10 protein-coding genes and 1 riboswitch are annotated in these 13,862 nt (G+C 58.5%); of the genes, 9 read left to right on the forward strand and 1 reads right to left on the reverse strand.

Annotation, left to right across the window (positions count from 1 at the left end; translation table 11 throughout):
- The first annotated feature begins 54 nt into the window (after window positions 1-54).
- Together fic and EH55_RS06975 are read left to right on the forward strand one after the other, a co-directional pair.
- Window positions 55-672 carry a protein adenylyltransferase Fic gene (gene fic / locus EH55_RS06970; protein WP_171901053.1) on the forward strand — a complete coding sequence of 206 codons (618 nt, stop codon included), beginning with the start codon at window positions 55-57 and terminating at the stop codon, window positions 670-672.
- 291 nt (window positions 673-963) lie between these two features.
- Complete coding sequence (locus EH55_RS06975) at window positions 964-1,788, forward strand: class I SAM-dependent methyltransferase (RefSeq protein WP_037976067.1); 825 nt, start codon at window positions 964-966, stop codon at window positions 1,786-1,788.
- 95 nt (window positions 1,789-1,883) lie between these two features.
- On the opposite strand, the gene EH55_RS06980 is transcribed toward EH55_RS06975, so the two are convergent.
- Window positions 1,884-2,543, reverse strand: a complete 660-nt coding sequence (locus EH55_RS06980) for an NYN domain-containing protein (protein ID WP_037976068.1) — start codon at window positions 2,541-2,543, stop codon at window positions 1,884-1,886.
- Window positions 2,544-3,066: 523 nt separating this feature from the next.
- Window positions 3,067-3,308: riboswitch (cobalamin riboswitch) on the forward strand.
- Between the two features lie 118 nt (window positions 3,309-3,426).
- Here EH55_RS06980 and EH55_RS06985 point away from each other — a divergent pair.
- The 7 genes from EH55_RS06985 (at window position 3,427) to EH55_RS07015 (ending at window position 13,702) form a co-directional block, all read left to right on the forward strand.
- Complete coding sequence (locus EH55_RS06985) at window positions 3,427-5,436, forward strand: TonB-dependent receptor plug domain-containing protein (RefSeq protein ID WP_037976070.1); 2,010 nt, start codon at window positions 3,427-3,429, stop codon at window positions 5,434-5,436.
- Between the two features lie 18 nt (window positions 5,437-5,454).
- Window positions 5,455-7,224 (forward strand): hypothetical protein, encoded by a 1,770-nt coding sequence (locus tag EH55_RS06990; RefSeq protein ID WP_037976071.1) that lies wholly within the window; start codon window positions 5,455-5,457, stop codon window positions 7,222-7,224.
- A gap of 103 nt (window positions 7,225-7,327) precedes the next feature.
- Window positions 7,328-8,464: a Synerg-CTERM sorting domain-containing protein gene (locus EH55_RS13480; RefSeq protein ID WP_051682726.1), complete on the forward strand. Its 1,137-nt coding sequence runs from the start codon at window positions 7,328-7,330 to the stop codon at window positions 8,462-8,464.
- Between the two features lie 195 nt (window positions 8,465-8,659).
- On the forward strand, window positions 8,660-10,171 hold the full coding sequence (locus EH55_RS07000; protein ID WP_037976082.1) for a hypothetical protein: 1,512 nt from the start codon (window positions 8,660-8,662) through the stop codon (window positions 10,169-10,171).
- Window positions 10,172-10,259: 88 nt separating this feature from the next.
- The gene (locus EH55_RS07005) at window positions 10,260-11,858 is read left to right on the forward strand and encodes a Synerg-CTERM sorting domain-containing protein (protein WP_037976084.1); all 1,599 of its coding nucleotides are present in this window, start codon (window positions 10,260-10,262) and stop codon (window positions 11,856-11,858) included.
- 257 nt (window positions 11,859-12,115) lie between these two features.
- A complete protein-coding gene (locus EH55_RS13485) occupies window positions 12,116-12,847 on the forward strand; it encodes a flavin reductase family protein (protein ID WP_051682727.1) in 732 nt (243 codons plus the stop codon).
- A 12-nt stretch (window positions 12,848-12,859) separates the two neighbouring features.
- On the forward strand, window positions 12,860-13,702 hold the full coding sequence (locus tag EH55_RS07015; RefSeq protein ID WP_037976086.1) for a flavin reductase family protein: 843 nt from the start codon (window positions 12,860-12,862) through the stop codon (window positions 13,700-13,702).
- Window positions 13,703-13,862 lie beyond the last annotated feature (160 nt).

A 13,862-nucleotide genomic window follows, 5' to 3' on the forward strand; every position in this document is an offset into this window, starting at 1 on the left:
AGCCGCGGAGCATATAAAATCCGCGGAAAATGCTTTGCGCAAGGGGGCGTTGATATGATTCTTGAAAACAAACTCGGCATAAATACGGCCGCGGAACTGGCGAGGGCGGAGGAGGGGATAAGCAAGCGAAAAGCCGCCGAAATGTTTGAAAGCGGATTCCTCGACACGCTCGAAGCCGGAACATTCTCCTCGCTTGCGGCGATACATAGATACCTTTTCTGCGAAATATACGGCTTCGCCGGGAAGGTCAGAGACGTCGACCTCGCAAAGGGCGGCTTTCGCTTCGCTTCCGTGCTGTACCTTGCGGCCGCGCTCGAAAGCATAGAAAAAATGCCTCAGCGGACGTTCGAAGAGATAATCGAAAAATACGTGGAGACGAACGTCGCCCACCCCTTCAGAGAGGGAAACGGGCGCAGCGCGAGGATATGGCTCAACCTGATTTTAAAGAAAGAGCTGCGTATGGTCGTCGACTGGAGCAGGGTCGACAAAGACGGTTATCTTGCCGCGATGGAGCGCAGCCCCGTCGCGGACGCGGATGTCAAAAAGCTGCTCAGGGCGGCCCTCACCGACGAAATCGACGACCGCGGCGTCTATATGAGGGGCATAGACGCGAGTTACCATTACGAAGGGTACAACGTCTACAGGACCGAAGAGCTCAAAAGCGAAAGCTGAGAAAAAATAGAAAAAATATTTCGCGCGGAGGCCAAAAATTCCGGCGAAATTTTTTTGCCGAATCTTTTGAAGCGAATCTGTTCCTTGACGGGACGCGGAAGGCGGGCGAAAAACCGGCCGAAGCAGGCTGCCGTGAGGCGCCGGCGCTACGGCCCCCCTTTTACGAGCCTACGGGGTTGCGCGACCGGCGCCGCTTGGCCGCGATGTTTTGACAAACGGCGGCGAAGCGGTTATATTATTAGTTAGCTTAGACTAACTAAAAGAAACGCTTTTACCGAAGGGGGTAATAAGATGGAGGAAAAAACGGAACGGCCGTCGCCTGACTACGGCAATTGGGTGCCCAAGCGCCTGCTCGGCCTCTGCGCGGCGGTCTTTTTTATCTCAGCCGCGCTGCTCGCCGCCAGCTTCCTGCCGTGCGTGCGGACGTCTGCCGCGCTACGCGCGGCGCTTTGGGCATTGCGCGCCGTTTTGGCGGCGCTCTGCTGCCTTGCGGCTATTTCTTTCAAGATTCTGTACCGAGCCCACAGGGATTTTTCTTATAGCGGCGGGCGCCTGTCGGACAAAATACTTGACTACGTGGTCGAAAACCTGCGCTGGGACGGGCGCGGCAAAATCCTGGATATCGGCTGCGGCGGCGGAGCCTTAGCGGTAAAGATCGCCAAGCGCTTCCCCGAGGCGGAGGTCACTGGGCTCGACTATTGGGGCTTGAAATGGGATTATTGTAAGGAACAGTGCGAGAAAAACGCCGCTATCGAAGGAGTCGGCGAGCGGATAAAGTTTATCCGTGGAGACGCGGCCGAACTGCCCTTCAAGGACGGAGAATTCGACGCGGCGGTCAGCAACTTCGTATTCCACGAGGTTGGAAGCCAGCCTGATAAAAAGCTGCTCGTAAAAGAGGCGCTGCGCGTCGTCAAGCCGGGCGGCGGCTTTGTCTTCCACGACCTCTTTTACCGCGCCGGCACATACGGGAGCACGTCGGCGCTGGAGGCGTATCTGCTGGAGCTGGGCGCCGCCGACATCCGTATGAAAAAGACGGCCGGCGAAATCGACATGCCGGAATACCTGCGCGGCAAAATTTTCCTTGCGACCGGCGGCATGATCTACGGGACGAAGTGACCGGCGAAAGGCGGTGGTATAAAACGGCGCAATGCCGCGAAGCGGATGCCGGCCGGGCGGAAGAGCGTGCCCGCAAAGGATATATAAAAAGGGTATCAATTCCAATGCGCAGGTTTGGAATACGGCGTGTCTCCTACGGTAAAAGGATCGCTGAACCGGGCGTCAGATAAGGCTTTCTGCTTTATTCTGATGTATTTGAAGCTATGTTCCTTGCAGAAATCCATAAGCGTTTTTGCTTGGGCGTTTATCGGCAGAACGACCCGTATTCTCAGAGACGGGGATATTTCCCTTGCGGTTTCAAGAGCGGGGCGCAGGTCGTTATCTCCGGAGAGAAGATAGATCGATTCATACGTCTGCATGGCTGCGGCCTTGACTATGTTGACGGCGATATTGACGTCGGTCATTTTTTCTTCGTGAGATGTAAATTTCTTCTTACAGAATTCTTCGCGCCCGCTGCGGCAGGGCTTGTTGCATTTGACCATGCTGGTACGGTCTTTTTTAAGGAATTTTCCTAAAACGACCTTGCAGCCGACGCTTTCATTCATGAGGACATAAACCTGGTGCCTCTTCTTGCGGTCGGGGTTCCAATCCGTATAGGCCGTGAAGTAGTAAACGTCGGCAAGTTCTTCATTTGGAAGGAGGATGAGTTTTGAAAAACGCCACAGATCGAGCCATTTATATTTGCGAAAGTCTTTTCTTGTGTCAAGCGAATGATAAAGGTTGAAGCCGTCGATGAAAAAGGCCGCTTTTCTCAAAGGAAATCACTCCTAAAAAAAGACCCCGCGTCCGCACTCCAATTCGAAGCCGAGACCGACCGGGGGGCTGTGGGCTATTCGCCACAGGGCTTATTGTATGGATAAATATATCATGGATACTGGTATAAAACAATATTTTTAGTGTTTATTCATAATTTTCAGTAAATAAAGACTGACATAGACTGACATCGCAAAAAGAGTTCCTCAGAATTAAAGAAGGTACGCTGCCAAAATGGTGTTAAAAGACGTCGCTCTGTGTTCCAATGTGCTCGAAGAATATTATCCTGTTTCGATTTTGTAAACCAGAATCCAGCCGGGGGCGATATGACATCCCCCCTTCCTCGCTTCGATATCGCGACGCCTTTTCCGGGCGGACTTCGACTCTTTGTTGAATTGGCTGGAGATCGAACGTCAAAAGCGCGCGTAACGGCGGTCGACGGAAAGACGATACACGGCGTCGGCGAATAAGTAGAAACAGAGCGATGGAAACCCGTTTGGTTTTTCCCGTCAAAAAAATGATTTGACAAAGCCGTCGGCAGGTGGTAGTTTAGCATTGATGTGTAATATAGCATCTTAATAAAGACATATCCGCGGAGTTAGGGAATCCGGTGAGAAGCCGGAACGGCCCCTGCCACCGTAATCGGCAAGCGGAGAGCGCGTACGTCGCCTCCGCAGACCGAGCCGCATTCAGCCACTGTCGAAAGATGGGAAGGCGCGGCCCGGGGAACCGAGAGTCGGGAAACCTGCCGCGCGATATACGGGCTTCAAGCGCGCAGAGGGCGCAGACAGCGGCTGACCGGCGAATAAAGACTGTGTAATTCTACGCGGGAGACGGCGTTTGCACCTCTCCCGCGTAATTTTTATATGTTCGGAGGTCGTCGCTTTGCAGAAGAAAATGTATCTCGTACTTTTGCTCCTTTTATCGTTCGCCCCGCTAACGGCGCCGCCGCCCCGCATATGCGCCGCGGAGGAGCCGGTGCGGCTGCCAGAGGAGCGGGTCACGGCGGACTCCGAAGAAGAGGACAAGCTGCTCCTCTCGCCCGGCACCGTCTCCGTCATCAAGCCCCAGGAGATGAAGGGGGAGCAGAAAAACCTTCCCGAACTTCTCAAGCAGGTCCCGGGGCTGCACGTGATAGAGCTCAAGGGGCGCGGCGCCTATACTACCGTCTCCGTGCGCGGCAGCACGCCGTCGCAGGTGGCCGTATACGTCGACGGCGTACTGATGAACCTGGGCAGCGAGGCGGCCGTCGACCTCTCCACGATCCCCGTGGAAAACGTCGAGCGTATCGAAGTCTACCGCGGCTACATCCCGGCGCGCTTCGGCGGCGCGTCGATGGGCGGCGTAATCAACATCATAACGAAAAAGCCCGACGACAGGGGCGGCGGCACGCTGCTTGCAGGCGGCGGCTCCTACGGCCGCTTTCTCGCAAACGCCGCCTACAGCACGAAATTGGGGGACGGCGCGCTCTTCGTCGGCGTAACGCGCGACCAGGCGAGGGGAGACTTCACATACCTCAACACCCGTAACGAATACGACCAGAACGACGACTACGAGGTCAAACGCAAAAACAACTCCTACCAGAACAGCGACGCGCTCGTCAAATGGCAGAACGAAAACTGGACCATAGAAGGTGCGTGGAAGCGCAACGACCGCGACCTGCCTCTGCCGGTGATGGGCATAGAGAGCGACAGATACTGGGAGCCGACCGCCGTGCAGGTCACAGACCAGTGGAACTTTGCGGCGACGCACCGCCGCAAGATAGGAGAGCTCGACCTCGGCGTCCGCCTCGAATACCTGCGTCAGGAGAAAAAATACGACGACCCTAAAGACGGCGACAACCAGTTCGGACTGCCCGGCTCGTCGTATAAACACAACAGATACGAGACTGACCGCTACGGCGTCGCGATAGACGGCTCCCTGCCGGCGGGGGACAGCCACCTCTTGGAATTCCTCTGGAACTGGTACGACGAAACGCTCCGCACCAAGGGCGACGTCATAAACTACTTCGCCGGAATTGAAAAACATACGCGCTACGCCTGGAACGGGCAGGTACAGGACACGATAAGCATAGGCGCCAAAGATAAATTCTGGCTCACGCCGATAATACGCTGGAACCACGCCGACGGCCGCACCGAATTTTCCGGCGGGGCGGCGCTCAACTACAAATTCGACGAACATTGGAGCGCGAAAGTTACATACGGCGGCTACAACCGCGCGCCCAACATGTACGAACTCTACGGCGACGGCGCCTTCGTCATACCTAATCCGCGGCTCGACTGGGAGGAGGGGACGCAGTGGGACGCCGGCGTCACCTGGAAGGGAGACCTGTTCAAAGGCAGAAGCGAAGTCACCCTCACATATTTTGGCAGCCATGTGGACAACCTGATAGAATACTTCGTCGTCAATCCGCGCTACGCACGCTATGAGAACGTGGGCAAAGCGCACATCAAGGGCCTTGAGCTGGAAGGCTCGATAAAATGGGACGACTGGGAAGTCTACGGCTCCGCCACCTGGATGGACGCGGTGAACAAAACTCCCGGAGCCTACGACGGCATGAGGATCCCCAACCGCCCCGAATACGAGGGCTTCCTGCGCGTCGCACGCAACAACCTGCTGAAAAACAAGCGGCTCTCGGCCTTCGCCGAGGCGCGCTACATCGGCAACAACTTCTATGACCGCAACCAGGAGGTCAAACAAGACGACCTGCTCACCTTCGGCGTAGGCCTGTGCTACAGCATAAAAGACGACCTCAAACTCGTCGTCGGCGTGGACGACATATTCGACAAGGGGCCGGACGTCCTCTTCCTCGCCGAGGGCTACGGGCCGGACCGTACAATGTGGTACCCGCTGCAGGGGCGCACCTTCTACGCGTCGCTGATATGGACGTTTTAAAGAAAGGGGCAAAGGAAAATGAAAACCCGCGCACAGAAATTTAAGATACTCTTATCGGCGCTGCTCGTAATTCTGCTCGCGGCGGCGGGCGCCTCCGCCGACCTGCTCTTCACGCGCCAGACCACCTACAGCGACCCGGTCTCGCTCGGCATCATCACGGGCTCGCAAGCCCCCTTCTCGCCGCTGCAGTCCAACATGGGCGGCAACCAGGGCAACGGCATCCGGCCATTCCTCGACGCGGAGGGCAGACTGCGCGTAGCGCTCACATTCTACACAGGCGTCGGTGGCTCCACGCCGGACGTGGTAGACGTCTTCGACCCGGGGCCGAGAAGCGCTTGGACCGTCCCCTCCAACTGGAACAGGCCGCTCAAACAGTTCACCTGCTCGGTGAAAAACATCCGCGCGATGGCCACGATAGGCAACTACCTCTACGCGACCGGCTACGACAAGGCCGTCATCTCGCGCGTCGTGATGACGAACGACGCCTACGCGGAAAACAAAGTATGGGCGCACCCTGAAATAAGAGGCAAACACGGCGAGGGGCTCTTCTCCTACAACGGATATCTCTACGCGATAATAACGGACACCGCCGGCGACCCGATGCAGCCCAGCGTCGCCTATGGGCCGAACCAGATATGGAAATTCGACAAAGACCTCAACGTGATAGCCAGCGCCGACATGACAGGGCGCAACATGGACGGGCAGAACGACGGCGTCTATACGCGCGTCGGCAGTAAGCTCTACGTCTGCAGCTTCGGCGGCTACCAGGTCACTGACGGCGGCTACAATGAAAAAACGACGATCGAGGTCTGCGACCTGGAGACGCTTGAGTCGACTCTGCTTGCGCGCGGAGAAGAGACCCACGCACGCTTTCCTGAATGGTACTACATGTTCAGCGGGCTTGCTTTCATAAACGGGCGCGTATTCCTGCACGGCACCACCTGGACGGCGCCGGAGGGAGTGCAGGGCAGCCACCAGATGGTCGTCTACGAGACGACGGAAGAAAAGCTCGCCGCCGGCGACATCGGCACGCGTATAGGCAGCTTTGCCGGCAGCTATGGCATCCAGATGGGCTTCAACTACGACCCGGATACCGGCTATCTCTGGGCGCGCGCCGGAGACGGCCTCGCGCGCTACGACGGCGGCAGCAGCTGGACCTTATTCAGCGCCGCCGACCTCAAGGGGACGCTCTCTGCGGCAGCGCCGCTTTCGGCAGTCTCCTCTTCCGGCGGCGGCACGATTATACCCGCTTCCGTCCCCGTGGAGCTCCCGGACGTCTCGGTAAGCGGCGCCGAGATGACCGTCACCGCGGTCAACGCCGACGCGCCGGAGCCCATAGCACGTGCAGTGAACGACGGCAGCTATCCTTCTATCGTGCAAAACGGCGCGTCGTTTGCCTCTCTCAAGCCGCTGAACACCATCTCGGCGTCGATGGACGGCTCCGCTGCGGCGGCGGCCTTCACGATAAAGAACTTCGACTACGAACCGGCGGCGGGCGCGTCGCTCTGGGCGATGGCGCGCAAAAAAGCGGGGCTTGGCGGCGGCTACGACACATTCCCCGCGAGCCTGAAAGACAAAACTCTCAGCTTTGAGATAACAGAGCCGGGCCTCTACTTCGCGCCGGAAAACGTCGTAGTCATAGCGGAGAGCACGCCTGTAGAGATACCGGCGCCGGAAAAGCCCTGGGAGGGCGACGGAGCAGGCACCGGCGGCTGCAACTCGGGCGTTGGCGCGATGGCGCTTGCGCTGCCGGCCTTGCTGGCCGCAGCGCAGCGGAAAAGGCGCTGAAAGGGGGGCTGGGGCGTAAAAAATACTGCGCGTGAAATGCGCGAAACTCGGAAATTGGGACAAAAAATCAGCGTAACAAAACAGATTTGGGAGGAATCTTGATATGAAAAGAGTAAGAACAGTATCAGCACTGGCGGCAGCGCTTCTGCTCATCTTTGCGCTTGCCGCGGCGGCCGCGCCAAGAAGCGTGACCATCGAGGAATTCGAGTGCGACGGCATGAAATGCGGCGACTTTACATACTACACATACTTTGCAAAGCTGGACGAGAACGGCAGGATGAGCACGCCTTGCTGGTATCCCGGCGACCGGCAGGAGCCGGCGGCACCGCCTACAGCCGAGCTGCTTGCGCCATTCATACCGGCGGGATACACCGGCGACGTAGTGGCCGAGACCTTTTACAGGGTGAAATTTAATGAAAAGACGGATGCCCCCGGGCACATGCCGGCCGGCGGTTACGAGATCATGGCTTATGATATGCCTCCGGAGTGGCAGGCTGAGATGAACAGCGCCGATCTTTTCATTATCGTCGACTCCGAGGGCAAGGCAGTTTCGGCGGACCACCGTCTGGGGCAATATGCCGGCAACTACGCCGTCACCCTGGCTCAAGACTACGCGTACAGCCCTTCGATATACGCAGTGAAGTTGACGCACACACCGCTGCCGAAGTACTCGCTGACGGCGTCGGCCGGAGCAAACGGCGCGGTGACTCCGGCGGAAGCCGAAATCGAAGAAGGTTATTCCCAGGATTTTGAAATAAAGGCAAACGAAGGATACCTGATAAAAAGCCTGACGTTAGACGGCGCCGCGGTAAAGGAAGCCATCGGCCTGGGCGCTTATGTTTTAAAGCTTGAAAACGTCACGGCGACGCACAAGATAGCGGCCGAATTCGAACCTGCGCCGCTTCCGACATTTGCAATAACAGCGTCGGCCGGCGAAAACGGCACGATCACGCCATCAGGCGAAGTGACTGTCGAGCAGGGCACAGCGCAGAAATTCGAAATAAAGGCAAGCGAAGGATATGTGATAGACAAACTGACAGTCGACGGCAAAGAAGACGAAGAGGCCTCCGGCAAAGAGAGCTTCTCCTTCACTTTTGAAAATGTCACAGAGACCCACACGATAGCTGCCGATTTCAAACGCGCGCATTCGGGAGGCGGCGGGGGCGGCGGCTGCAACGCGGGCTTGGGCGCGCTTTCGCTGCTTGCGCTTCTCCCATTGGCGCTGCGCAGGAAAAAGTAAAAAAGCCATACAAAGCCCCGGCCGCGGCGCGCCCCGGGCGGCAGTCGCGGCCGGGATTCCCGAAAGGAGAGTGAAAAATATGAACGAAGCAGAACCATTCCACCATGGCGGCTCCGCCGCCGACGCAACGTCACAACAGGAAGCGACCCGCGCGGGGCGCATGGGAAATGAGATAATGAAAGGAGAATTACAGTTATGAAAATGAGAAAGCATTTGTCGTTGATTTTGGCGGCAGCACTCTTCGCATTTAGCTTTGCGGGAACGGCGAGCGCCGTCAACGTCTGGGACGGCACTACCGGCACGGTGCCACAGCCGGTAGGCAGCGTCATCACGATAACCACCGGCGCGCAGCTTGCGGCCTTCAGAAACGCTGTCAACAACGGTAATGACTACGCCAATTATACTATCCGCCTGGGCGACGACATTAACTTGAACAACAATGAATGGACCCCGATCGGCCGCTTTAAAGCCTATTGGACCACTCAATATAACAAAGCGTTCAAGGGTGTCTTCGATGGCGCGGGACACAGCATCACCGGGTTGAAGGTAAATAATACCGCAGGTAACTTCAATGATCGAGGCGAAACGGCTGCGCTCTTCGGATATATCGACTATCCGTCAAACAGCAAAACGGCCGCGGCACGCAGCATGACGCCGGCGGATAAAGCGGCGCTTGACGCAGCAGAGCTCGGCCTCACAGGCGAGGATTATTACCGCGTGCTGGCCGAGCGCAGGGACTTCTACGAGACATTCGGCGTCAAGCCGGTACCAGCCATTGAGACGCGCAGCGTCACCCCCTCTTATGCGGCGAAGGGTGTCGTTAAGAATCTCAAGGTTTACGGCACTGTCACCAACACCAAAGGTCAGGGCGCGGCCGGCGTCGTCTGTTGGAACGACGGGCTTGTCGAAAACTGCTACTTCGAAGGTACCGCCAGCTGCAGCGGCGCCGGACGCGCCTATGTCGGCGGCATTTGTTCGCTTCTCGGCGACAACGTTGACACCACTTCGACATTCGTGGTCAACTGCGTAGCCTCTGCCGACCTGAACGCAAGCGGCGGCTCCTTCAGCTACGCCGGCGGGATTGCCGCGTTCTGCTATGAGATGAACAGCGGTTATATCGTCAACTGCTCTGTGCAACCCGGCACGATCATCTACTCGAACATGAACGCGGGCGGAGTCGTCGGAGCATTTGCCAATAAGGTCTACAACTGCAGCTCCGCGGCAGAAAGCATAACGGTCTCCCCCACGGTCATCCCCGAAAACGAAGACCAGCGCAATTACACCGGCGGCATCGTCGGCGCCTACGGCACGGTCTACAGCTGCTACTGGCTGCACGGCGGAGCCTATCAGCCTAACTACGCTATAGGCGGCGGCACAGACACGTCCGGGCGCAAGACTACTGTTGCCGCGCTGCCAAGGGCCTCCGTGCTCTTCGGGCGCAAGACTATAGCGGTGAACGGCACGGCCTACGCTCCTAAGACGACCTACCCCACCGGAGCAGCGGCGAACACGCTGTCGTACAGCGGCTGGAACAGCTCAGCCACCTCAGTCGCCGGCGTCAATTCGTCCTCCGGCCTCGTCACCGGCTACTCCGCAGGCAAAGCCGTGATATCGGCGACTGCTGCGAGCAGCGGCAGCTGGTGGTCGACGGCGCTTGCAGGCACCGTCGGCGTAACACCCGAAAGCACATTCACGGTAACGCAGTAACGCCTGACAGCGGAGAAGGGCGCGGCGCGCCCTTCTCCGCTTTGCCCTGAGCCGCATTCGGCTTTTATACGCAAAAGGGGAGAAGTTTATGAAGAAAATGTTATTTGCGGCTTTATGCCTCGCAGCTCTGGCGCTCTCCGCGCGTCCCATTTCCGCCGCGCCGTCGGAGATCGTCGTCGTCGACAGGAGCGAATGGGAGAGGTTCGACCAGCGCCTGGGCGTAACTATGGGCTTCAACATGGAGATAGACGACAGCAACTCTGTAACGCATTTCCCGGAGAGCGCCTCGTGGCTGGGGAGGGAGAGATGGACGGATTCATATGAAACCTGCAATAACTGTGGTAAGTCGTTCCCGGCTGATATATCACGGCTGACTAAGGAACGTCTGGCGCGCGTCATCCCCGAAAAGTGGAGCGGCGCCGTGACCGTGGAGGTGCGACACGCTATAAGCCTGCCGGCAGATAATGCCTCAGTTACCGAGATGGGAGGCAATAAAATTGATTTTCCCGACGTCGTCAAATTCGAGCATCCGCTGATGGCTCCCCCTATCGGGACCTGGGATAACGACGTAATTGAGTTCGCATGGGAGAGGAGTATCTATGACCGCGAACTTAAAAAGGATGTATACATTGTTCCCGACGAGGACTTAAGATACACGGACACGCCGGATATGATCATCGCGCTCGACGGCGCTGGAAACGTCCACGCGGCGGAGCGGATATTCGGGCGTGGCATAGTGTACGATTATATTCCACACCGCCCTCTCCATTATGGATACCAGGCAATCTATTCATTCCTCAACGGCACCGTCGTCTTTAAGAAGGAGGACTTCCCTCTTGATCTCTATTTCGTCAAGCTCTCCACCGCCCAATATGAGATAAGCGTTTCGGCCGATGCCTCCATGGGCGCCGTGACTCCCGCAGGGCCGCTCAAGGTGAACCACGGCGAGGACGCCTCATTTACGATAACGGCAAAAGACGGCTGCCGCATCGCCGCCGTAATAGCCGACGGCAGGCGCGAAAGCACGGCAAGCCCCTTCGTATCGGAATACGCCTTCAAAAACGTAACGTCGAATCATTCGCTCGAAGCGCTGTTCGCCGAAGCCTCCGATCTGCCGGAGGTAAGCGCCGCTCCCGGCGTCACCGCGACGGTCGCGGACTATTCCAACAGCCGCGGTAAGGAAGCGGAGGCGCTGGAAAGAGGCGGCTTTGTGAGCGGAGACGCCGCCGTGAAGATAGCAGGCGACGGCACGGAAATGAAGGAGGGAACGTTCTGCGCCGACGAGGACGGCTACGTCTGCACGGTGAAATTGTCGAAGGAATGCGCGGAAGTGGCCGAGTCCGGAGCCCTTACGCTGACGGTGAAGCCGAAGGCGGGAGAAAAATTCGCTGTCGGCAGGAGCTATTACGCGCTCGTGCTGAACGCAAAGACGAACTATTACGACCTTTTCCCTGCGAAGCTGAACGGCGCCGGCTGTCTTGAGGCGACGCTTAAGCCGGTGGGCGACTACGCCGCGCTGAGCACGCTCTTCGTTTACTCGGGCACGGCGTCACCCGGCAAAGAGCCGCCAACGCCGGACACGCCCGGCGGAGGCGCCGGCCCGAAGTCGAGCGGCGGCTGCAACGCGGGCCTGGGCGCTATAGCGCTGCTGGCGCTCGCGCCCCTCGCCCTGCGCAGGAAGAAGTAACGTAGAACAGCGGAATGTAAGAGCGGCAATGAAGCGGGTGCGTCGTTGCGCGTAAAGAGGCGCGTCCGCCGTCAGCAAAAGGAGGCGGTAAATATGGACGAAGCCGAACCGTTCCATCATGGCGGTTCAGCCGCCGGCACAACGTTATAACACGGAGCGCCCCGTGCGTGGCGCCGAATCGGTGGCGATCCCGCTGAAAACGAAAGATCGTCAAGCGTTTTCCAGGCGCTTTGCGCTATATCGTGAGGAGGATTTCTTTGAAAAAAATTCGTTTGCTGGATATTCTCGCCTGCGCGCTGTTATTTTGCGGCGCCGCGCAGGCGCAGGCCGCTAAGGTCGCCGTCGAGACGACGGCGAGGGTGCTGCCGTGCACCACGTATCTGATAGCGACCTACGACGAAAAGGGACGCCCCGACGCCGCCGTCATCGACCGCGCGGGCATCGCCGAGACTGCGTCCGGTAATAATATGATCTTCTACATCTCCGTCGTTCCGACGCGCCAGACCGCGAAGAATATCGAGGCCTCGGGCGCCTTCACCGTGAATGTGATGAACGCCGGCATTGTCGGGAAGGGCGACTACTGCGGAGAAGTTTCGGCCGCGTCTGACGGCGGGTATTTCGACAAGTTCGCCGTCACGGGACTGAAGATCGAGAAGAGCGAGACGGTCAACGCCCCTGTGCTGACGGAGTGCCCGGTGACGCTTGAGTGCCGGCTGCTCGGCACGCGTGATTTCGACGGCGGCCGGCACAGGATGTATCTGGGCGAAGTGCTGGGCTACCGCCTGGAAGCTACGGCGCCGGAGGGCGACAAGACTAAAGGCGCGGAACAGTACGACCCCGTAAAGTCGAATGCTGTCGTCTACTTTGCAGGCAGCGCCGAGCACAGCGGCTACTATAAGCTCAGCGCGCCATACGGACGTTCCGGCGCGATGTATCGGCAGAAATACCCCGACGGCGGCGGCCTTGAGCCGAAACCCTCGGGAAAGTAAGGAGGGAGCTCCATGAAACGCACGAAAATTCGCGCCGCCGTACTGCCGGCTCTGGCCGCCCTGCTTCTCTGCGCCGCCTCCGCATCGGCGGAGACGCTGAAATTCACAGGCTCGCCAGGTTTTCTGCTATCGCCCATAATGGTGGTCGGCGTTTACACGCCTGAGGGGAATACCAACTTCGCCACGTTCCACCGCGGCGGCGTCGTCTCCTCCGGCGCGGATGGCGGAGAGATGCGCGTCGCCTTCGGCATCAACAACTCGGAGCGGAGCTACACTTATCGGTGCCTGAAGGCCTCCGGCGCCTGCACGATCAACCTGCCCTCGGTGAAGTATATGTCCGAGGCGGCGCTCTTCGGCCACTTCTCCGGGCGCCCCCTCTCGGGGGACGCGCCGCTTCTGCCGGCGAACGGCGGCTACCAGGATAAGCTCGCGCCCACCGGCCTGACGGCCCGAAAGGGCGAGGCCGTGAACGCCCCGATGATCGAAGAGTTCCCCATCTCGCTGGAGTGCGAGCTTGAGGATGAAGTAGCCGTCTCCGGAGGACGTCCGAACCGCCTGATGATTCTAAAGGTCAAAAAGGTATGGGCCGACGAAGCCTACATCGACGCGGGGGGCAAGATAAACCCGCTTAACGACGCGACGGATTCTTCGATAGTCTTCTATTCCAATTCGACGTCCGCGAGCGGCGGATTCTACGGCTACGGAGAATTCGTCGGCAAGTCCGGCGAGGTCTCCAAGCCGTACAAGGACGATAAGCCGGGCCACGGCGGAGGAAGTTCGAGCGGCTGCAACGCCGGCGCCGGCGCATTGGCGCTGCTGGCGCTGGCGCCCTTAGCGCTGCGCAGGAAGAAGTAAAGGAAAAGCGGCGGCGCTCTTCGCTACGGCGTGAAGCGCCGTCTTTTCTAACAATAGAAATATCTCTCGCCGCGGCTGCCGCCCTGCGCGTCCGTCCTCCTAAGCTGTATGTTGACGCCGCTCAATAGCGTACGCTATAATGTACGCATAAGGGGGCGAA

Source organism: Synergistes jonesii (assembly GCF_000712295.1).
Taxonomy (GTDB): domain Bacteria; phylum Synergistota; class Synergistia; order Synergistales; family Synergistaceae; genus Synergistes; species Synergistes jonesii.

Coding starts and splice junctions, on each gene's coding strand:
- EH55_RS06990 (WP_037976071.1), top strand. CDS start 5,455: ATGAAAACCCGCGCACAGAAATTTAAGATACTCTTATCGGCGCTGCTC.
- EH55_RS13480 (WP_051682726.1), top strand. CDS start 7,328: ATGAAAAGAGTAAGAACAGTATCAGCACTGGCGGCAGCGCTTCTGCTC.
- EH55_RS06975 (WP_037976067.1), top strand. CDS start 964: ATGGAGGAAAAAACGGAACGGCCGTCGCCTGACTACGGCAATTGGGTG.
- EH55_RS07005 (WP_037976084.1), top strand. CDS start 10,260: ATGAAGAAAATGTTATTTGCGGCTTTATGCCTCGCAGCTCTGGCGCTC.
- fic (WP_171901053.1), top strand. CDS start 55: ATGATTCTTGAAAACAAACTCGGCATAAATACGGCCGCGGAACTGGCG.
- EH55_RS07015 (WP_037976086.1), top strand. CDS start 12,860: ATGAAACGCACGAAAATTCGCGCCGCCGTACTGCCGGCTCTGGCCGCC.
- EH55_RS07000 (WP_037976082.1), top strand. CDS start 8,660: ATGAAAATGAGAAAGCATTTGTCGTTGATTTTGGCGGCAGCACTCTTC.